Source organism: Dactylosporangium sp. NPDC049742 (genome assembly GCF_040674675.1).
GTDB classification, from domain to species: domain Bacteria; phylum Actinomycetota; class Actinomycetes; order Mycobacteriales; family Micromonosporaceae; genus Dactylosporangium; species Dactylosporangium maewongense.
This window is the reverse complement of record NZ_JBFANF010000001.1, coordinates 304,070-322,365: the sequence shown is the minus strand read 5'-3', so window position 1 is coordinate 322,365 and position 18,296 is coordinate 304,070. Positions and strand designations below refer to the sequence as shown.

18 protein-coding genes are annotated in these 18,296 nt (G+C 71.5%); 8 read left to right on the top strand and 10 right to left on the bottom strand.

Features of this window, described 5'->3' with window-relative positions; translation table 11 throughout:
• Positions 1-43 precede the first annotated feature (43 nt).
• A complete protein-coding gene (locus AB0J72_RS01500; RefSeq protein ID WP_363393250.1) occupies positions 44-928 on the bottom strand; it encodes a diacylglycerol kinase family protein in 885 nt (294 codons plus the stop codon).
• 89 nt (positions 929-1,017) lie between these two features.
• Between AB0J72_RS01500 and AB0J72_RS01495 the strand changes: the two genes are divergently transcribed.
• Genes AB0J72_RS01495 through AB0J72_RS01480 form a run of 4 tightly spaced genes read left to right on the top strand, consistent with a single transcriptional unit; the run spans position 1,018 to position 4,915 of the window.
• On the top strand, positions 1,018-2,304 hold the full coding sequence (locus AB0J72_RS01495; RefSeq protein ID WP_363393247.1) for an adenylosuccinate synthase: 1,287 nt from the start codon (positions 1,018-1,020) through the stop codon (positions 2,302-2,304).
• Between the two features lie 8 nt (positions 2,305-2,312).
• On the top strand, positions 2,313-3,560 hold the full coding sequence (purD, locus tag AB0J72_RS01490; RefSeq protein WP_363393244.1) for a phosphoribosylamine--glycine ligase: 1,248 nt from the start codon (positions 2,313-2,315) through the stop codon (positions 3,558-3,560).
• A gap of 60 nt (positions 3,561-3,620) precedes the next feature.
• Positions 3,621-4,112 (top strand): SigE family RNA polymerase sigma factor, encoded by a 492-nt coding sequence (locus AB0J72_RS01485; RefSeq protein ID WP_363393241.1) that lies wholly within the window; start codon positions 3,621-3,623, stop codon positions 4,110-4,112.
• Positions 4,103-4,915 carry a hypothetical protein gene (locus AB0J72_RS01480; protein WP_363393238.1) on the top strand — a complete coding sequence of 271 codons (813 nt, stop codon included), beginning with the start codon at positions 4,103-4,105 and terminating at the stop codon, positions 4,913-4,915. Before AB0J72_RS01485 ends, AB0J72_RS01480 begins: the two co-directional genes overlap by 10 nt.
• Here the strand turns inward: AB0J72_RS01480 and AB0J72_RS01475 are convergent.
• Both AB0J72_RS01475 and AB0J72_RS01470 read right to left on the bottom strand, forming a co-directional pair.
• On the bottom strand, positions 4,912-5,751 hold the full coding sequence (locus tag AB0J72_RS01475; protein ID WP_363393235.1) for a hypothetical protein: 840 nt from the start codon (positions 5,749-5,751) through the stop codon (positions 4,912-4,914). The genes AB0J72_RS01480 and AB0J72_RS01475 overlap by 4 nt on opposite strands.
• Complete coding sequence (locus AB0J72_RS01470) at positions 5,744-6,238, bottom strand: SigE family RNA polymerase sigma factor (protein WP_363393232.1); 495 nt, start codon at positions 6,236-6,238, stop codon at positions 5,744-5,746. The genes AB0J72_RS01475 and AB0J72_RS01470 overlap by 8 nt, the downstream gene beginning before the upstream one ends.
• Positions 6,239-6,382: 144 nt before the next feature.
• Between AB0J72_RS01470 and AB0J72_RS01465 the strand changes: the two genes are divergently transcribed.
• Positions 6,383-7,606 (top strand): hypothetical protein, encoded by a 1,224-nt coding sequence (locus AB0J72_RS01465; RefSeq protein ID WP_363393230.1) that lies wholly within the window; start codon positions 6,383-6,385, stop codon positions 7,604-7,606.
• A 50-nt stretch (positions 7,607-7,656) separates the two neighbouring features.
• On the opposite strand, the gene AB0J72_RS01460 is transcribed toward AB0J72_RS01465, so the two are convergent.
• Genes AB0J72_RS01460 through AB0J72_RS01450 form a run of 3 tightly spaced genes read right to left on the bottom strand, consistent with a single transcriptional unit; the run spans position 7,657 to position 10,913 of the window.
• On the bottom strand, positions 7,657-9,204 hold the full coding sequence (locus AB0J72_RS01460; protein WP_363393227.1) for an AMP-binding protein: 1,548 nt from the start codon (positions 9,202-9,204) through the stop codon (positions 7,657-7,659).
• A gap of 27 nt (positions 9,205-9,231) precedes the next feature.
• Entirely contained in the window at positions 9,232-10,446 is a 1,215-nt protein-coding gene (locus AB0J72_RS01455; protein ID WP_363393224.1) for an acyl-CoA dehydrogenase family protein, read from the bottom strand.
• Between the two features lie 11 nt (positions 10,447-10,457).
• Positions 10,458-10,913, bottom strand: coding sequence for an SCP2 sterol-binding domain-containing protein (locus AB0J72_RS01450; protein ID WP_360559176.1), 456 nt, complete (start codon positions 10,911-10,913; stop codon positions 10,458-10,460).
• Between the two features lie 73 nt (positions 10,914-10,986).
• Between AB0J72_RS01450 and AB0J72_RS01445 the strand changes: the two genes are divergently transcribed.
• Positions 10,987-11,601 carry a TetR/AcrR family transcriptional regulator gene (locus tag AB0J72_RS01445; RefSeq protein ID WP_363393221.1) on the top strand — a complete coding sequence of 205 codons (615 nt, stop codon included), beginning with the start codon at positions 10,987-10,989 and terminating at the stop codon, positions 11,599-11,601.
• Here AB0J72_RS01445 and AB0J72_RS01440 read toward each other — a convergent pair.
• Both AB0J72_RS01440 and AB0J72_RS01435 read right to left on the bottom strand, forming a co-directional pair.
• Positions 11,598-12,563 carry a rhomboid family intramembrane serine protease gene (locus AB0J72_RS01440; protein ID WP_363393218.1) on the bottom strand — a complete coding sequence of 322 codons (966 nt, stop codon included), beginning with the start codon at positions 12,561-12,563 and terminating at the stop codon, positions 11,598-11,600. The genes AB0J72_RS01445 and AB0J72_RS01440 overlap by 4 nt on opposite strands.
• 23 nt (positions 12,564-12,586) lie before the next feature.
• A complete protein-coding gene (locus AB0J72_RS01435) occupies positions 12,587-13,126 on the bottom strand; it encodes a peptidylprolyl isomerase (RefSeq protein ID WP_344500856.1) in 540 nt (179 codons plus the stop codon).
• Between the two features lie 161 nt (positions 13,127-13,287).
• Between AB0J72_RS01435 and AB0J72_RS01430 the strand changes: the two genes are divergently transcribed.
• Positions 13,288-13,926, top strand: coding sequence for a hypothetical protein (locus AB0J72_RS01430; RefSeq protein ID WP_363393214.1), 639 nt, complete (start codon positions 13,288-13,290; stop codon positions 13,924-13,926).
• Between the two features lie 72 nt (positions 13,927-13,998).
• Here the strand turns inward: AB0J72_RS01430 and AB0J72_RS01425 are convergent, their stop codons facing one another.
• Both AB0J72_RS01425 and AB0J72_RS01420 read right to left on the bottom strand, forming a co-directional pair.
• Positions 13,999-15,069 (bottom strand): magnesium and cobalt transport protein CorA, encoded by a 1,071-nt coding sequence (locus AB0J72_RS01425; RefSeq protein WP_363393923.1) that lies wholly within the window; start codon positions 15,067-15,069, stop codon positions 13,999-14,001.
• 309 nt (positions 15,070-15,378) lie between these two features.
• The gene (locus tag AB0J72_RS01420; RefSeq protein WP_363393211.1) at positions 15,379-16,470 is read right to left on the bottom strand and encodes a PLP-dependent aminotransferase family protein; all 1,092 of its coding nucleotides are present in this window, start codon (positions 16,468-16,470) and stop codon (positions 15,379-15,381) included.
• 99 nt (positions 16,471-16,569) lie between these two features.
• On the opposite strand from AB0J72_RS01420, the gene AB0J72_RS01415 reads away from it, so the two are divergent.
• Positions 16,570-17,073 carry a Uma2 family endonuclease gene (locus AB0J72_RS01415; protein ID WP_363393208.1) on the top strand — a complete coding sequence of 168 codons (504 nt, stop codon included), beginning with the start codon at positions 16,570-16,572 and terminating at the stop codon, positions 17,071-17,073.
• Positions 17,074-18,296 lie beyond the last annotated feature (1,223 nt).

The following is an 18,296-nucleotide window of genomic DNA, read 5'->3' as shown; positions in this document are numbered from 1 at the left end:
TCCCCCACCGTATGCGAGGCGGCACCGTATGCGAAGGAGACGATTAGGGGACGTACACGGCCCAGGCCGCGCGCTCCATCCACCACGAGCGCTTCCGCGTGAGGGTGCCCTCGGCGCCGTCGTCGACGAAGGGGATCTCGGTGCGGGGGGTGATGGCGACCGCGCGGCCGTGCGCGCGGCGGACCTCGATCTCGACGCGGGGGCGGCGGAAGAGCGACCGGGACGCCCGCGGCACCGCCACCGCCACGTCCAGGACGCCGTCGTCCACGGAGGGCGAGAGGACCAGCGGGAGGCCGTCGACCGTCGCATACCGCGAAGCGTTGGCCACCACCGACATGAGCACGGGCTCGGTGCCGTCGGCGAGGACGGCGTCGTCGACCTCGACCCGGGCGAGGAACGTGTTGGCCGAGCCGGTTGCGTCGACCCCGCCGACCAGGACGCCGTCGAGGGTGACCCCGCCGCCGTCGTTGCGCAGCAGGTCGAGGCGGCGGGTGTTGCCCCCGAGGACGGCGGCGGCCACCTCGGCGGGGCTGCGGGGCAGGCCGAGGCGGGTCACGAGGTCCGTGGAGTCGGGGCCGAGCGGCAGGATGCCGACCGGCGGCAGGTCCGGCAGCGTCCGGTCGTCGGGGATGACCTCGTCCGACTGTGCCCGCTTGCTGGGCGCCGGGGCGTACATCCGGACCAGCCGCCGCATGACCGCGCGGAGCTGGCCGTCGGCGGCGGTCGCCACGACGAGCCGTACGTCCGGCAGGGCCTTCAGCGCCGCGTCGATCTCCGCGTCGGTGTGCGCGACGACCGTCTCGACCTGGGCGCTTGCTGTGCGCAGCGCGTCGCGGCAGGCAAGAATAGGGGTACGCGTGCCGCACGCGCCGCCATCGCAGCCGCAGGAGCTGCCTTCGCCCAGCGCGAGCACCACCACGTCGACCACCGTTGTCAACCTGCCTTTCACGCGGTTGTTAGCCTGGCACCCCGGGCGACCCGCTGGGGCGCCCGACCCTTTGGAGAGGGCAACAGACGATGCCAGCGATCGTGCTCATCGGCGCTCAGTGGGGCGACGAGGGCAAGGGCAAGGTTACCGACATGATTGGCGGCGACGTCGACTACGTCGTGCGCTACTCCGGCGGCAACAACGCGGGTCACACCGTGGTGACGCCGGACGGGCAGAAATTCGCCCTGCACCTCATGCCGTCAGGGGCACTGTGGCCCAACGCGGCGATCGTCATCGGCAACGGGGTGGTCATCGACCCGAAGGTGCTGCTGGTCGAGATCGACGGTCTCGCCGAGCGCGGCGTCGATGTGTCCCGCCTGATGATATCGGGTGACGCACACCTCATCATGCCGCACCACCGGGCCCTGGACCGGGTCGTGGAGCGCTACCTCGGCTCGTCCCGGATCGGCACGACCGGCCGCGGCATCGGCCCGGCGTATGGCGACAAGGTCGCCCGCATGGGCATCCGCGTCCAGGACCTGCTCGACCCGGGCATCCTGCGCAAGAAGCTCGAGATCGTGCTGCGCGAGCGCAACCAGGTCCTCTTCAAGGTGTACAACCGCAAGGAGATCGACGTCGACGCGACGGTCGAGGAGTACCTGACCTACGCGGAGCGCCTGCGGCCCTACATCACCGACACCCGTCAGGTGCTGTGGAAGGGCCTGGAGGAGGGCCGGACGGTCCTGCTCGAGGGCGCCCAGGCGACGATGCTCGACATGGACCACGGCACGTATCCGTTCGTGACGTCGTCCAACCCGACCGCGGGCGGCGCCTGCGTCGGCGCGGGTGTGCCGCCGACCGCGATCACCCAGGTCATCGGCGTGACCAAGGCCTACACGACGCGGGTCGGCTCCGGCCCGTTCCCGACCGAGCTGTTCGACGACTTCGGCGTGCACCTGCGCAAGATCGGCCGGGAGTACGGCACGACGACCGGCCGGGAGCGCCGCACCGGCTGGTACGACGCGGTCGTCGCCAAGTACGCCACCAGGCTCAACGGCATCACCGACCTGGTCGTCACCAAGCTCGACGTGCTCTCCGGCCTGGAGAAGGTCCCGATCTGCGTGGCCTACGAGGTGGACGGCAAGCGCACCGACGAGATGCCGATGACGCAGACCGAGTTCCACCACGCCACCCCGATCTACGAGGAGCTCCCCGGCTGGTGGGAGGACATCTCGAAGGCGCGCGAGTTCGCCGACCTGCCGGCCAACGCGCAGCGCTACATCGAGCGGATCGAGGAGCTCGCCGGCACCCGCGTGTCGATCGTCGGGGTGGGCCCGGGCCGTGACGAGAACGTGGTGCGTCACAGCCTGCTTTAATCTGTCGCGTGCGCGTACTCCTGCTCGGCTCCGGCGGTCGTGAACACGCCATCGCCGCCGCCCTGGTTGCCGACCCGGCCGTGACCGACCTGATCGTCGCGCCGGGCAACCCCGGCACCGCCGCGATCGCGACGAACGTTGGGGTCGACGCGCTCGACCCGGACGCGGTCGCGGCCCTCGCCGTCGAGCGCGGCGTCGACCTGGTCGTCGTCGGCCCGGAGGCGCCGCTCGTGGCCGGTGTCGCCGACGCGGTCCGGGCGAAGGGCGTCGCCTGCTTCGGCCCGTCGCAGGCGGCCGCGCAGCTGGAGGGCTCGAAGGCGTTCGCGAAGGACGTGATGCGGGCGGCGGGCGTGCCCACCGCCCGCTCGTTCGTCTGCACCACGCCCGAGGAGCTGGCGGAGGCGCTCGACACGTTCGGCGCGCCCTACGTGGTGAAGGACGACGGCCTCGCCGCCGGCAAGGGCGTCGTCGTCACCGACAGCCGCGACGAGGCCCTCGCGCACGGCGCCGCCTGCGGGCGGGTCGTCGTCGAGGAGTACCTGGCGGGCCCCGAGGTCTCCCTCTTCGTCGTCACCGACGGCACCGCCGCCGTGCCGCTGCAGCCGGCCCAGGACTTCAAGCGCATCGGCGACGGCGACACCGGGCCCAACACCGGCGGGATGGGCGCGTATTCGCCGCTGCCCTGGGCCCCCGTGGGGCTGGTCGACGAGGTCATGGCGGCGGTGGTGCAGCCCACGCTGGCCGAGATGCGCAAGCGCGGCACGCCCTTCTCGGGGGTGCTCTACGTGGGGCTGGCGCTGACCGCCCAGGGGCCGAAGGTCATCGAGTACAACTGCCGCTTCGGCGACCCGGAGACCCAGGTCGTCCTGGCCCGCCTCGAAACCCCCCTCGCCGGCGTCCTGCACGCCGCCGCCGTCGGCCGGCTCGCCGAGGACCCGCCGCTGGCGTGGCGCCCCGGCTCGGCCGTCTGCGTGGTCATGGCCAGCGCCGGCTACCCGGAGTCGGCCCGCAAGGGCGACGTCATCGCCGGCGCCGACGGCGTCCCCGGCGTCATCCACGCCGGCACCGCCCGTTCCGAGGACGGCGCGCTGGTCACCGCCGGCGGGCGGGTCCTCACCTGCACCGCGACCGGCGACACCCTGGCCGACGCCCGCGCGGCCGCATACCGGCTCGTCGACGCGATCAGCTTCGACGGCGCTCAGCACCGCACCGACATCGCCCTCGCCGCGCTCGAGAACAGGATCTCGGTCCCCTAGGCAACCCCGCACGCGCCGGCCTCCGTTCTCCCGGTGAACCCGAACGGAGAGGGAGCACGGATGCCGACCGAGCAGGCCTACCGCGAGTACGTCGCGGGCAACCTGGACCGCCTGCGCCGCACCGCGTACCTGCTGTGCGGCGACTGGCACCTGGCCGACGACCTGACGTCGACCGTGCTGGTCAAGCTGCTACGGCACTGGAAACGCGCGGCGGTGATGCAACATCCCGACGCGTATGTGCGGCGCATGCTCATGTCCGCCTGGCTCGACGAGCGCCGCCGCCCCTGGCGGCGCGAGTCGTCCACCGACCGCCTGCCGGACCGGCCGGCCCCGGGTCCGGACGCCGACCAGCGGCTGGACGTGCTCTCCCTCCTCGCCGGGCTGCCCCCGCGCCGCCGGGCCGTGCTCGTCCTGCGGTACTTCTGCGACCTGTCCGTCGAGGAGACCGCGCAGGCGCTCGGCTGCAGCGAGGGCACCGTCAAGAGCCAGGCCGCCCGAGCGCTGGAGTCGCTGCGGGCCGGCCTCACGGAGGGAGACCCGCAGTGGATCTGACCCATGCCATGCACGCCGCCACCCAGGACCCGCCACCCACCAGCATCGACGTCGACCAGCTCATCACCGGCGAGCACCGCCGGGTCCGCCGCGTGCGGGCGGTCGCCGGGGCCCTCTCGGTCGCGGTGCTCGTGACGGGCGTCGTCGCGCTGCCGCAGTACCTGTCGCAGAAGCCGTCGGGGCAGAGCCCCGGCCTGCCCCCGCCGACGGCGGTGGCCACCGCGACCCGGTCGCCGGGCGTGTGCGTCACGCCGTCGCCCACGGTCGTCGTGCCGACCGGAAACCCCGGCAAGGAGGAGGTCACGCCGCACCCGCTCGTGCCGGTGACCGAGTCCTGCGGCGCCGCGACCGCCCGGCTCAGCGACGAGCTGACCGCGCTGCTGCCCCGCATGGCGCCCGGCGCCACCTTCACCAACGCCAGGGACGGCAGCCCGCTGCCCGCGGTGGTGATGAAGGACGGGGGCCCGCAGCTCGGCTACTCCGCCGGGTTCAACGTCGGGGTCGATGTCGTGTCGATCCATGTCGTGGCCGCCGAGGAGACCCCCGCGCAGTTCCGCGCCTTCGCCGTCGAGCAGTGCGCGATCGCCGGGGCGAACTGCCGGGCCGCCACGGTGTCCGGCGCCGAGCTCCTCGTCCGCAACGACCTGAAGAGCGGCTACGGCATCGACGTCTGGGCCGTGCGCCCCGACGGCGTGCAGCTGCTCGCCCTGACCCGCGCCAGGACCCCCGACCGGCCGACGCCGCTCACCGAGCAGCAGCTCATCGATCTGGTCATGAACCCCGCCCTGACGCTCTACCCCTAGGCAGGCGGCGAGGTCGGCGCCTTCGGCATGCAAGCGCTGATCTTCGTCAGCCTGGCGAGCGAGTAGACGGAGATCAGCCGCGGCATCGCGATGGCGTTCTTCTGCAGGTAGTCCATGACGGCGCTGTCGGGGTCGGCGCTGTCCTGGACGGACCGCGGGATGGTCGCCGGCACCGGCCGGCCCGTCGCGAGCAGGGTGCCGATCTCACCGCAGATGTCGTTGTCGGGCCGGTGATAGCCCGGTCTCGGCATGGTCGGCTGTGCCTTGGTGAGGACGTACGAGGCGAAGTAGATCTGGACGTACTGCTGGCGGTCGACGTCCCAGCCGTAGGCCACGTCCACGAACGGCACTCGGGCGGCTGGACACAGGTCGAACAGGTTGGCCGGCGACGGCACCAGCATCGTCGCCCCGTCGTTGTAGCCCGGGGACACCTCCTCGTAGCGCGCGGTCGGCAGGAGCGGGAGTCCTCGCGGCGACGTGCCGCAGGTGCCGCCCGAGCTCGGCGGGCGGGACCCCGGGGAGGAGCCGGCGGACGAGGCGGCGGTGGGTGGCGGCGGCGCGGCCGCGAAGGCCGACGAGACCGACGGGCTCGGGGCCGGCGTCGGTGAGGTGGCCGGCGTCGGCGAGGGCGCGTCCCCGCCCCACGAGGGCAGCGTGACGAGCGCGATCAGCGCGACGACGGCGAGGAACACGACGGTCGCCTTGCGGCGCCGGTTCCGGCGGAGACGGTGCGGGATCTCCGCCACCGGCGGCGGGAGGGCCGAGCCGGCGGTCTGCTCGCGGAACGCGTCGAAGTGGCCGCGCAGTGGATCGTGCAGTGGGTCGCGCTCAGTCATGGCGCACCCCCTCCCCGTCCACACTGAGCAGCTTGCCCAAGGTAGTCCGGGCCCGGTGCAGCCGAGCCTTGATCGTGCCTTCGGGCACCCCGACGAACTCGGCGATCTCGCGCACCGACAGGTCGGCGAGGTAGTGCAGCACCGCCGCCTCGCGGTGCGCGGGCGGGAGCTGCTTCAGCGCGCGGACCAGGTCCAGCGACAGCCCGTCGGGCCCGGCCACGTCGTCGCCGACCAGGTCCCGGCGCAGGTGCAGCAGGCGGGCGGCCCGCCGCCACCGGCTGATCGCCAGGTTCCACGCGACCCGGCGGACCCAGCCGACCGGGTCCTCGAGCGAGGACACGGCCGTCCACCGCGCGAAGGCGCGCGTGTACGCCTCCTGCACGAGGTCCTGCGCGTCGGCCCGGTCGCCGACGAACGCATAGAGCTGGGTGAGGAGGCGCGGATAGGACGCCGAGTAGAACTCGGCGAAGTCCGGCGCGACGGCCATCGAGGTGCACCACTCAGGTCCTGGGGTCGGCAGCAGCGTAGATCATCGGGTCGGAAGATTTCTGTCCCGGAGATGCAACCTCCCGCCGCGGCCGGCGTGTCAGTGCTGCACACCCGTCCCGGTGTGCCTGACGGGGAGGAACCCATGAGAAGACACCCGCTGCTGGGGGCGGCCGTGGCCGGCGCCGCGCTGGTGCTGGCGCAGGTCCTGGTCGCGCCCGCCGCGACGGCCGTGACGGTCCCGCCGGCCGCGCCGACGGTGACCGCGGTCAGCACGTCGTTCACCGTCGGCGTGAAGGGGAAGTTCCGCTTCGCCGAGCCGGCCGGCAGCCCGGTCCCGGCGGCGTTCGTGTATCAGCTCAACTCCGGGGCGCCCACCCGGGTCGCCACCAGTACGCGCGCGGTCACCGTCCAGGTGGTGCCGACGCGCTTCACCAACACGCTCGCGGTCACGGCCGTCGAGCCGGACGGCACGTTCACCGACACCACCACGATCATCTTCAACGCCGCGTACCCGCCGCCCTTCGCCGACCAGGACCTGACCGGCGACGGCCGGCCGGACCTGCTGACCGCCGGGCCGGCGACCGGGCTGCCGCAGGGCGTGTGGCTCGCCGCCGGCCGGGCGCAACGCGGCGGCCTGCGCATCCCGGCGGTGGGCATCGCGGGGCTGTCCTCCTGGCCCGCACCGGACTTCGACGGCGCGCAGGTCATCTCCGGCCGGTTCACCGGCACGAGCTTCAACGACGTGTTCGTGTTCTACCCGACCGGCCCCAACGCGGGGCTGGCCATGATCGTGCCGAGCCTCGACGACGGCGGCCCGCTCGACGTCACCGGGGCCACGATGCTGTACGCCGGCACCATGTCGGACCTCGACGGCAACAACCCGATCGCGGTCGCCAACGCCTACGACAGCGCCGGCACGGGCCTCGCCTACCCCGACCTGTTCGGCATCGTCGGCGCCCCCGGCTCGGGCTACACCCTCGACTACTACCCCAACTTCAACGGCACCGGCGCCTACTACATGCCCACCCCGACGCCGCTGGCCACGCCGGCGGGCGGCACCGACTGGGCGTCGTGGCGGATCGCGTCGAAGCTGCTGCCCAGCGGCACCGCGCTGCTGCTGTGGAACGGATCCACGGGCGCGGTGCACCTGTGGACGTCGGTCACCTACGACGGCACGACCCTGCACTACACGGACCACCGGCTGGCCACGGACTGGCACCCGGAAGCCGCGTCGGTGCAGCTGACCCAGGACGCGGACGGCAACCCGGTCATCTGGACGGTGTCCACGGCCGGGGTCGCGACCGCGTACCTGGTCAAGAACCTGTCGACGCTGAAGGCCCAGCCGGCGCAGCCGCTCCTGCCGTGAACCCGGGCCCGGGTGCGGTCGACAAACGGGGGACCGCACCCGGGCGCGGTTCAGTCGCCGAAGAGGCGGCGGCGGACGACCTTGCCGGTGGCGTTGCGGGGCAGGGCGGCGACGAAGTACACGTCGCGCGGGACGGAGAAGCGGGCGAGGCGGTGCCGGACGTATTCGCGCACCGCCTCCGGGTCGACGTACTCGCCGTCGTGCAGGGCGATCCACGCGGCGAGCCGCTGGCCGAACTCCTCGTCCGGCACCCCGGCGACGGCGACCTCGCGAACCTGCGGCAGCTCGGCGATGACGTCCTCGACGGAGCCCGGGTAGACGTTCTCGCCGCCGGAGATGACCATGTCGTCCTCGCGGCCGTCGACGAAGAGCAGGCCGTCGGCGTTGAGGTGGCCGAGGTCGCCGGTGGCCAACAGGTCGCCGTAGGACTCGCGGCCGGTGCCGTTGGTGTAGCCCTCGAAGAGCATGTCGTTGCCGACGAAGATCCGCCCGATGACGCCGGTCGGCAGCTCGGTGCCGCTGTCGGAGAGGATCGCGACCCGGGTGCCGCGCGGCGGGCGGCCCGCGGTGCCGGGGGCGGTCCGCAGCTCGTCCGGGGTGGCGATCGACGCCCAGGACGCCTCGGTGGAGCCATACAGGTTGTACAGCACCGGCCCGTACACCTCCATGAAACGCGATGCGAGAGGGCCGGTCAGCGCCGAGCCCGAGGTGGCCACGACCCGCAGCGTCGGCATTGGTGCGGGCGCCTCCAGCAGGCGTTGCAGCATCACCGGCACGGCGAAGAGCGAGGTGCACCCGGTGGCGCCGACCGCGGCCACCGTCGACTGCGGGGTGAAGCGGCGCGCGACCACGATCGTGCCGCGCAGCGCCAGGCACAGCTGCAGCGCGGCCAGGCCCCAGGTGTGGAACAGCGGCGCGGCGACGAAGATCCGCTCGCCGGCGTACAGCGGGATCCGTGACACCACCGACGCGAGCGGCCCGAGGCCCGACGGGTTGCGGCGCCTCGCGCCCTTCGGCGCGCCGGTCGTGCCGGACGTCAGCACCACCACGGAGCCGGCGGCCGCGGGCGGCTCCAGCTCGGCGGAGGGTGCCCGGTGGATGAGCCCGGCGGTCTTGGACATCGCCAGCCGCGGCAGGTTCGGCGGCACCGCGGCGAGCATCCCCAGCAGGTCGTCGTCGTGGATCAGCAGGGCCAGCGACTGGTCGTGCGCGACGGCCTCCAGCTGGGCGTCGCCGAGGCCGGTGTTGACCAGGACGGCCTGCGCGCCGAGCGCGATCAGGGCGAGCATCGCCTCGACCATGCCGACGGAGTTGTTGCAGAGCAGGCCGATCCGGTCGCCGGCGCGCACCCCGTGCTCGGCGCGCAGGGCGTTGGCGAGGCGGCGGACCCGCAGGTCGAGCTCGGTGTACGTGAGCTGCCGGTCCTCGTCGACGACCGCGACCCGGTCGGGGTCGCGGGCCGCGGTCGAACGCATCTCGCCGTACAGCCCGAAGCCCCAGCGGCGCAGGGCGTTGAGCTGCCGGACGATCCGCGTGGGCCGGCCGGGGTTGAGCAGTTTCCGGCCGGCCATCGTGCGGAGGATGAAGGGGGTGTCCATGGCTCCTCCGGCCTGTCGAAGGGGGAGTTACCGGATGTAGGTGCCCGAGATCGCGCGGGCGACGACCAGGCGCTGGATCTCGCTGGTCCCCTCGAAGATCGTGTAGATCTTCGCGTCGCGGAACCAGCGCTCGACCGGGTGCTCCCGCAGGAAGCCGGCCCCGCCGAGGATCTGCACGGCCTTCTCGGTCGTCGCGACGGCGACCTCGCCGGCCTTGAGCTTGCTCATCGAGCCCTCGCCGGCCTCGAACGGGCGGTTGTTGCGGCCCATCCAGGCGGCCCGCCACACCAGCAGGCGGGCGGCGTCGATCTCCATGCGCATGTCGGCGAGGGTGAACGCGATCGCCTGGTTCTCGATGATCGGCCGGCCGAACTGCACCCGCCCCTTGGCATACTCCAGCGCGTACTCGTACGCGGCGCGGGCCACACCGAGCGCCTGCGCCCCGACCGCCGGCCGGGACAGCTCGAACGTGCGCATCGCGGCCTGCCCCTGCGCCTTGCGGCCCTCGCGGGCGCGGGCGAGCCGGGCGTCAAGAGCGTCCTTGCCGCCGAGCAGGCACCGGCCGGGCACCCGCACGTCGTCGAGGAACACGTCGGCGGTGTGTGAGGCGCGCAGGCCGAGCTTCTTGAGCTTCTTGCTGCCGTTCAGTCCCACTGTACCGGGGGGCACGACGAACGCCGCCTGCCCGCGGGACCCCAGCTCGGGCTCCACGCTGGCCGTCACGACGTGGACATCGGCGATGCCGCCGTTGGTCGCGTAGGCCTTCTGCCCGCTGATGACCCACTCGTCCGCCGCTTCGTCGTACCGCGCGCGGGTCTTCATCGAGCCGACGTCGGATCCGGCCTCCGGCTCGGTGGTGCAGAACGCCGCGACCTTCGGGTCGTCGGTGTCGCCGAAGCACTGCGGCACCCATTCGAGCATCTGGTCGGGTGTGCCGGAGGCGTAGATCGCGGCGACCGCCAGGCTGGTGCCGAAGATCGCCATGCCGATGCCGGCGTCGCCCCAGAAGAGCTCCTCGGACGCCAGGCAGAGCGACAGGCCGGTCGGGTCGCCCCAGGTGTTGGCGAGGAACTCGAAGCCATACAGGCCGATCTTCGCCGCCTCCTGGATCACCGGCCAGGGGGTCTCCTCGCGGGCGTCCCACTCCGCGGCGGCCGGGCGCACGACGTCGGCTGCGAAGCCGTGCACCCAGTCGCGGAGATCCCGCTGCTCCTCGTTCAGATCGAGCGAGAACTCGGGCATGGGGCGCTGCCTCAGGCCTTCGGGATGTCGAACAGGTTCGCGATGTTGGCGGCGAGGCCCAGGTCGCCCTTGGCCTTGAGCTTGCCGGTCATGAACATCATCATGGGGTTGCCGGCGCCGGAGACGACCTTGAGGAAGTCGACCGGGCCGACGGTGATCGCGAGCTTCGGCTCCTGGTCGGCGCTCGGCGAGAGCACGCAGGTGCCGTTGGCGATGACCAGCTCGTAGGTCTCGGCGCCGCCGTCGGGCGCGCCGGTGATCGTCCAGTGGATGATCGCGTTGGTCGCGCCGGCCCGGTCGGCGCGGAAGAGCTCGGGGAAGCGGGAGAAGATGGTGTCGAGGATCGCCTTGCGCTGCGGGCCCGCCATGAGTTCGCCGAGCTGCGCGTCGGAGGCGCCCTTCACCAGCTGCGCGAACTGCTTGGGGTCGACGGAGTTGAAGTCGCCCAGGGCGTCGAGGTCGGCCATGTCGGTGTGCCCTTCGTTCTCTGAATTAAGCTACTGATGCGTAACCTTACGCACGAGTAGGTAAGGTGACAAGATGCTGAAACGACTTCCGCGCGTGGTGCGTGAGCAGCAGATGCTCGACGCCGCGGTGCAGGTCTTCTCCAAGCGTGGCTTCCACGCCGCGTCGATGGACGAGATCGCGGAGGTCGCCGGCATCTCCAAGCCGATGGTCTACGCATACCTCGGCACGAAGGACGAGCTGTTCGTCGCGTGCCTGCACCGGGAGGCGACCAGGCTCATGGAGGCGGTGGCGGCAGGTGTACTGCCCGCGGCCCGCCCCGACGAGCAGCTGTGGCACGGGTTGCGGGCGTTCTTCACCTTCGTCGGGGCGCACCGGGACGGCTGGCGGGTGCTCTACCGGCAGGCCCGCAGCGAGCCGCACTTCGCCGGCGAGCTCGCCGGGATGCGGGCCAGAATCGTCGAGGTCGTCGCCGGGCTGCTGGAGAGCGCCGCCACGGCCGCGGAGGTGCCAGGCCGCCCGGGCGACTTCACCGCGATGGCCTACGCCTACGTCGGCGCCGCCGAGTCCCTCGCCGACTGGCTCGCCGACCACGAGGAGGAGGACCCCGACCACACCGCGACGCGCATGATGAACTTCGTCTGGGTCGGGGCCGACTCGCTCCTGCAGGGCCGCGTCTGGCGCGCCTAGTTACCGCTGTTCAGCTGGGTGACGTAGTCGCCCGTGGGCATCAGCCCGGCGGTGTGCACCACGGTCAGGACCGCCAGCAAGGCCACGACGGCGACCAGTGCCCCCGACTGGATCAAGGTGCGGTGCTGCCGCGGCGCATACGCCAGCCCGGCGGCCGCGGCCGCGCCGGCCACCATGCCACCGAGGTGCCCGGCGATCGAGATGCCGTCGATGCTGAACGTCAGGACCAGGTTGAGCACCAGCACCGGCAGGATCCCGGCGACGCTGCGCCGCATCTTGCGCAGCACGATGATCAGCGCGGCGAACAGCCCGAAGATCGCGCCCGACGCACCCGCGGTCTGCGCCAGCGGGTCGGAGAACAGGTAGACCGCGACGCTGCCGCCGAACCCCGACACCAGGTAGAGCGCGGCGAACCGGGCCCGGCCGAGCATCGCCTCCAGCGGCCGGCCCAGCACCCACAGCGCCCACATGTTCATCAGCAGATGGAAGACGCCGTAGTGCAGGAACATCGAGGTGAAGAGGCGGTAGTAGTCGCCGTCGATCATGCCGCCGGGAATGATCTGCGCCTCGGTGGCGCTGATCGGCCGCGAGTTGTAGGTGACCAGCGAGCCCCACTCGTGCAGCGGCGTGCCGCCACCGAGCAGCCCGCCCATGCCGCCGCCCGCGATCGACTGGGCGCTGCCGGAGCTGATCACACCGGCGAGGAACACCAGCACGTTGATCACGATCAGTGTGATCGTGACCGCACCGACGGCACCTTCCGTGCCGCCGCCGAACGCGGTCCGGGCGGGACGCTGCGTCCTGGCACCCTCGCGGACGCACTCCGGGCACTGGAAACCGACCGACGCCTCATTCATGCAATTCGGGCAGATCGGCCGGTCGCAGCGGGTGCACCGGACATACGTCTCGCGGTCAGGGTGCCGGTAGCAGTGAGGGACCACGTTCGCCGGCGGCTGAGTCATGCAGACAAGATTAGCCAGGCCTCCTATGAGACCCGTTCGATGTCCACCCGCTCGATCACGATGTCCTGGCGGGGCCGGTCCATCTGGCCGGTCTGCGTGCTGCCGATCTGCTGCACGACCTTCTTCGAGTCGTCGTCGACGACCTCACCGAAGATCGTGTGCTTGCCGTTGAGGTGCGGCGTCGGGCCGAGGGTGATGAAGAACTGCGAGCCGTTGGTGCCCTGGCCGAAGCGGATGCCCGCGTTGGCCATGGCCAGCAGGAACGGCCGGTTGAAGTGCAGCTCCGGGTGGATCTCGTCGTTGAAGTTGTAGCCCGGACCGCCGGTGCCGGTGCCCGTCGGGTCACCACCCTGGATCATGAAGCCGTCGATCACGCGGTGGAAGATGACGCCGTTGTAGTACGGGCCCTTGCCGGGCTCGCCCGTGCGCGGGTCGGTGTATTCCTTGCTGCCCTCGGCGAGCTCCACGAAGTTGCGAACCGTCTTCGGGGCGTGGTTGGGGAACAGCTCCAGCCGGATGGCGCCGACGTTGGTGTGCAGCGTCGCGAACAGTTGCTCGGCCACCAGTTCTCCCTTTCTTTGGTGACATTCCGTCATCACGGTATCGGATGCGGATTCTGGCGGATCCGGGTGTGCGGGCCGCTCGCACGCGGCAGGATGGCCAACAGCGGACCGGTTCGGAATGTTCTGCCTGGGTAACCCGGGGAGGACGAGGTTTCGCGGCCATGGAGGTGGAGCAAGTGTTTGGACGTCGTGAGGTCAAGACGCACCGTCGTCTCATGCAGGAGGAGCTCGGCGAGAGCCTGGGCCACCTGCGGATGGCCGCAGCGCACGCAGCCGATGGCGCTTCGGGTGCCTTGGCGCCGCGCGTCGAATACGCCCGCAAGGCGGTCAAGCCGGGCCTCGCGAAGGCCAGCGGCGCGGCGGGGACCGTCCTCGTCATCGCCCGCGAACGTTCGCTCCAGGCGAGCAAGCAGGCCGAGAAGATGGGGCGCAAGGGGAAAAAGAAGATGATGAAGAAGGAGAGCCGCAACGGCCGCCGCTGGCCGATGACCATCGGTGGCCTGCTGATGGCGGGCGCGGCGGTCGGCGCCGCCACCGCCCTGATGCGGCGTCGCCGGGCCAACCAGGCCTGGGACGAGTACGGCTCGACCCGGACCACCAGCGACACCGGCTCGATGCTCGACTCGGCGAAGTCCACGATGGATGCGGGGGTCGACAAGGCCAAGACGATGGGCGAGGCGGCCAAGGACCGCGCCTCGGACCTGATCGGCAGCAAGAGCACCAACACGGGCCCCGCGGGCAGCGGCGAGTACGAGAAGCACCCGATGCCGCAGGCGGCGTCGAAGAACAGCCGGTCCTGACGTGAGCGCGCGGACGGGCCCTCCCCAGCCACGGGGGACGGCCCGTCCGCGTTTCGCTGCCTTACGACGTTTCTACAACCAGCCCGACTTGCGGAACGCGCGGTAGAGCAGGGCCGAGGCGACGACCATCAGCGTCATGACGCCCGGATAGCCGAAGACCCACTTCGTCTCCGGCATGAAGTCGAAGTTCATGCCGTACACGCCGGCGACCGACGTCCACACGGCGGCGATACCGGCCCAGGCGGCGATCTTGCGCATGTCGTTGTTCTGGTCGACGCTCACCTGCGCCAGCCGCGCCTGCAGCACCGAGTTGATCACGTCGTCGAGGTAGAGCACCTGCTCGACCGTGCGCACCAGGTGGTCGTTGACGTCGCGGAAGTAGCGGCGGATCTCCTCGGGCACCTCGGCGAGCTGGCCGCTGACCACCCCGGCCAGCGGGCGCTGCAGCGGCAGGACCGCCCGCTTGAACTCCATCAGCTCCCGCTTCAGCTGGTACACCCGCTGAATCCGATCGGTGCCGGTCTTGCCCTTGCTCCGCTTCGCCGGGCTGAACACCTGGTCCTCGATGATCGCGACGTCCTCCTCGATGGCCGCGACGACCTCGACCATCACGTCGACGATGGTGTCCGCGACGGCGTACGCGACCGCCCACGGCCCGCGCGCCAGCACCTCCCGGCGCCGCTCCAGGTCCGCGCGCACCGGCGTCAGCCGGCACGCGTCGCCGTGCCGGACGGTGATGATGAAGTGCTCACCGATGAACATCAGCACGTCGCCGGTCTCCACGACCTCGCTGCTCTCGGTCAGCTCGTCGTGCTCGACGTACCGGGCGGTGCGCATCGTCATGAACGTCATGTCGCCGTACCGCTCGACCTTCGGCCGCTGCGAGGAGGTCACGGCGTCCTCGACGGCCAGCTCGTGCAGCTGGAACGTCTCCGCGATGGCGGCCATCTCCTGCGCGCCCGGCTCCTTCAGCCCGACCCAGACGAACCCGTGCCGTTGCCGCCGGGCGGCGGTGAGCGCCTCCGCGTAGTGCCAGCTGCCGGGTTGCCGTACACCATCCACATACAGCGCACAGTCGACGATCGAGCTCGCCGTCGTCGGGGGCTCAGCCGTCGCCGCGACCGGTGTCGCGGGGCTCAGCATGCGTGACATCGCTCGCACCGGCCTGGCCAGTGCCCTGGACAGGGAGCCGGCCAGCTGCTCGTCGGTCATCGCGACCTCCGCCCTGTTTGTTCTCGCGTTGTTCTCGCGCCAAAAATTAGGCACCGGGTGAGTCGACCGCAGGTGGGGGGTGGGGGCGCGGTCGACCCACCCGGTGCCGTTGGGGGGCGGGGGGTGATGTCTGCAGCGCGATTCAGCAAAGCGCGCCGGGCTGGATTTTGGGCCATCCGGAGCCGCCTGCGGAACCCACCCCGCCATCACGGTTTGGTGTCGCTTTGGTTCAGCTGCGGTTCAGCCCTTGCGGACGGCCTCGATCGCCGCAGCCAGGCGGCTCACACCCTCGTCGACCTGGTCCGTCAGTACCGCGGAGAACGCCAGCCGCACCGAGTGCTTCCCGCCCTCGAGGAGGAAGTCGCTGCCCTTGACCACGGCCACCCCGAAGTCCCGGGCCGCCACGGTCTCCAGCTCCGTCGTGTCGACGTCCTCGGGCAGCTCGACCCACAGGAAGTAGCCGCCGTCGGGCTCCACGAACGTCGCGTCCGGCACGTGCTTGCGCAGCCCCTCGGCCAGCAGGCGGGCCCGCTCGCCCAGCGTCGCCGACACCTTCGCGATCGACCGCTCGATGTCCCCGCTGACGCAGAACTGGTGCGTGATCGCCTCGGCGACCATGCTCGGGGAGATGTACAGGTTGGTGGCCCGCTTCGCGATCGCCGCGATCGTCGCCTTCGGCCCGACCAGGTAACCCACCCGCAGCCCGGGCGCGATCGTCTTGGTGAACGAGCTCGCGTGCACGACCACGCCGGTCGTGTCCTGCGACAGCATCGTGGGCAGCTTCTCGCCGCGCCAGCGGATGTCCGCGTACGGGTCGTCCTCGAAGATCGTGAACCCGAACTCCTGCGCGAGCGCGACGAGCGTCGCCCTTCGCTCCGCGCTCAGGGTGACCCCGGCGGGGTTCTGGAAGTTCGGGATGATGTGCGCCAGCGTCGGGCGCACCCCTGACTCCAGCAGCGCGCGCAGCTCGTCGGTGTCGATGCCGTCGGCGTCGACCGTCACCTGGTGCACCGTGGCGCCCAGGTTGCGCAGGTTGAGCAGCGTCCGGTCATACGTGGGCTTCTCCACGACCACCACGTCGCCCGGCTTCACCAGGTGCTCGAAGAGCAGCGCGTCGGCCTGCAGCGAGCCGTTGGTCACGATGACCTGCTCCGCGTCGACGCCGTGCTTGGCCGCGATCCACGACCGCAGCGGAAGGTAGCCGACCGACGTGCCATACGCGGTGATGCCGGCCGGGTCGGCCTCAAAGGCCCGCACCGCAGCGGCCTTCAGCCCGTCGATGTCAATGATGTCGAGACTGGGTGCGCCACGGGCAAAAGAGATGAGCTGCATGCCGCCAGCCTACGAGAGTGTGCCGGTGCCCCTCAGCCGAGTTCCGCGCGCTCCACCTGGTGGAAAAAATATGTCGTACCCCAGTGGCAGCATGGGGGCATGACGATGGTTGGTGTTCTGGCTGACTCGGCTCAGTCCCTGCTCACGCTGCCGCCGGCGGTTTCCCACCGCCGCGCGAGCCACCGCCTCGAGACGCTGCTGCGCAAGGCCTGCCCGCCCGACTTCACCGTCCTGGCCGTCGGCCTCGGCGTCGACTGTGGCGAGGGTCGCACCTATGTCCCCGACCTGCTGGTCACCCGCCCCGAGGCCACCGACGACGACGGCGACGTGGTCCCCGCCACCGACGTCCTGATCGCCGTCGAGGTGATGTCCCTCAGCAACCCGCTGCCCGGCCTGGTCCTGCGCCGCCACGACTACGGCGCCGCGGGCATCCCGCAGTACTGGATCCTCGACGCCCGCAACCAGAACCTGACCGTCCACACCACCCCCATGCCCAGCCCCCACCCCGACGGCTACGAGACCACCACCACCGCGACCCCCACCACCCCGTTCACCACCACCGTCCCGTTCCCCATGACCATCGACACATCCCTGATCCGCTGACCTCCGTCCCGCCCTACTCGCCCAGCCCGCGGGCAGGGGCCGTTCTGCTGGCGGGCGGCCCGCTCAGCCCGCGGGCGGCCCGTTCGGCCGAACGGGCTGCCTGTCCGGTTCGGCGGGCCGAGCGGCGCGCAGACTGCGGGCCTCGTGTCCCGGACGGCCGCCGCGCTGCGTCTGTCGGCTTCGGGTGCCGGTCGGTGCGCCGACCTGGGCGGGCATGACTGGGCGCGGCGGCATGCCGGGCGGACTGCGGCGGCGCGCGTCGGGCTGTGCTGTGGCGCCTGTGCCCTGTCGCTGGCGTGACCCGCGGCACCGTCGATCGCGGGACCGGAGTCGCCGCTCGGCCGGTGCTGGGTGGTTGGCGCTGGTCGGCTCAATCGAGGGACGGTTCCGGCTGTCGTTGTGCCGGGACCCGTCTTCGGTCACCGCACCACTGAACCCCTGCCGCAGCGAAATCCTTGCCCCGTTGACCACGGCGCCGGTTGAACGCGGGGCAGTTGATATGGCGGCGTTTCCACATCGGGCCGGCGTGTCCGTACGCAACTCCGACCCCGCGGGCTTGCTGCGGTCCGCATGTCCCGGTCGGCCACCATGCTGTTTCTGCCAACTTCGACCGTCGCTCAGTGTGCCCGGGTGGGTGCTCGACTGAGTGAGCCAGACTGGGCGCGGCGGTCTGCGGTGCCTGTGTCCTGCCGCTGGCGTGACCCGCGGCACCGTCGATCGCGTGACTGGAGGCGCCGCTCGGCCGGTGCTGATGTTCGGCGCTGTTCGGCTCGATCGAGGGACGGTTCCGGCTGTCGTTGCGCCGGGACCCGTCCTTCGGTCACCGCGCTGCTGAACCCTGCCGCAATGGAGCACTCGTCCGTTGACCCACGGTGCGCCGGTCGACCACGGCGGCGCCTCCACACCGCCGCTTGGCCCGCGAGCTTGCCGCGGTCCTCGTGTCCCGGTCGGCCGTCGTGCCGCGCGTGTCGCCTTCGGGGCCGGTCGGTGCGCCTGACCTGGGTGGGCATGACTAGGCGGACGGCTTATTGGGCGGTCTGCGGTGCCTGTGCCGTGTCGCTGGCGTGACCCGCAGGCTCCGTCGATCGCGGGACTGGAGTCGCCGCTCGGCCGGGGCTGGTGTTCGGCGCTGGTCCGCTCAATCGAGGGACGGTTCCGGCTGTCGTTGCGCCGGGACCCGTCCTTCGGTCACCGCACCACTGCACCCTGCCGCAGCGAACTCT

Bases quoted from the DNA above. Each gene is read 5' to 3' on its own strand.
- AB0J72_RS01495 (WP_363393247.1), top strand. From the start codon at position 1,018: ATGCCAGCGATCGTGCTCATCGGCGCTCAGTGGGGCGACGAGGGCAAG.
- AB0J72_RS01485 (WP_363393241.1), top strand. From the start codon at position 3,621: ATGCCGACCGAGCAGGCCTACCGCGAGTACGTCGCGGGCAACCTGGAC.
- AB0J72_RS01475 (WP_363393235.1), bottom strand. From the start codon at position 5,751: ATGACTGAGCGCGACCCACTGCACGATCCACTGCGCGGCCACTTCGAC.
- AB0J72_RS01470 (WP_363393232.1), bottom strand. From the start codon at position 6,238: ATGGCCGTCGCGCCGGACTTCGCCGAGTTCTACTCGGCGTCCTATCCG.
- AB0J72_RS01465 (WP_363393230.1), top strand. From the start codon at position 6,383: ATGAGAAGACACCCGCTGCTGGGGGCGGCCGTGGCCGGCGCCGCGCTG.
- AB0J72_RS01460 (WP_363393227.1), bottom strand. From the start codon at position 9,204: ATGGACACCCCCTTCATCCTCCGCACGATGGCCGGCCGGAAACTGCTC.
- AB0J72_RS01455 (WP_363393224.1), bottom strand. From the start codon at position 10,446: ATGCCCGAGTTCTCGCTCGATCTGAACGAGGAGCAGCGGGATCTCCGC.
- AB0J72_RS01450 (WP_360559176.1), bottom strand. From the start codon at position 10,913: ATGGCCGACCTCGACGCCCTGGGCGACTTCAACTCCGTCGACCCCAAG.
- AB0J72_RS01445 (WP_363393221.1), top strand. From the start codon at position 10,987: ATGCTGAAACGACTTCCGCGCGTGGTGCGTGAGCAGCAGATGCTCGAC.
- AB0J72_RS01440 (WP_363393218.1), bottom strand. From the start codon at position 12,563: ATGACTCAGCCGCCGGCGAACGTGGTCCCTCACTGCTACCGGCACCCT.
- AB0J72_RS01430 (WP_363393214.1), top strand. From the start codon at position 13,288: ATGGAGGTGGAGCAAGTGTTTGGACGTCGTGAGGTCAAGACGCACCGT.
- AB0J72_RS01425 (WP_363393923.1), bottom strand. From the start codon at position 15,069: ATGCTGAGCCCCGCGACACCGGTCGCGGCGACGGCTGAGCCCCCGACG.
- AB0J72_RS01420 (WP_363393211.1), bottom strand. From the start codon at position 16,470: ATGCAGCTCATCTCTTTTGCCCGTGGCGCACCCAGTCTCGACATCATT.
- AB0J72_RS01415 (WP_363393208.1), top strand. From the start codon at position 16,570: ATGACGATGGTTGGTGTTCTGGCTGACTCGGCTCAGTCCCTGCTCACG.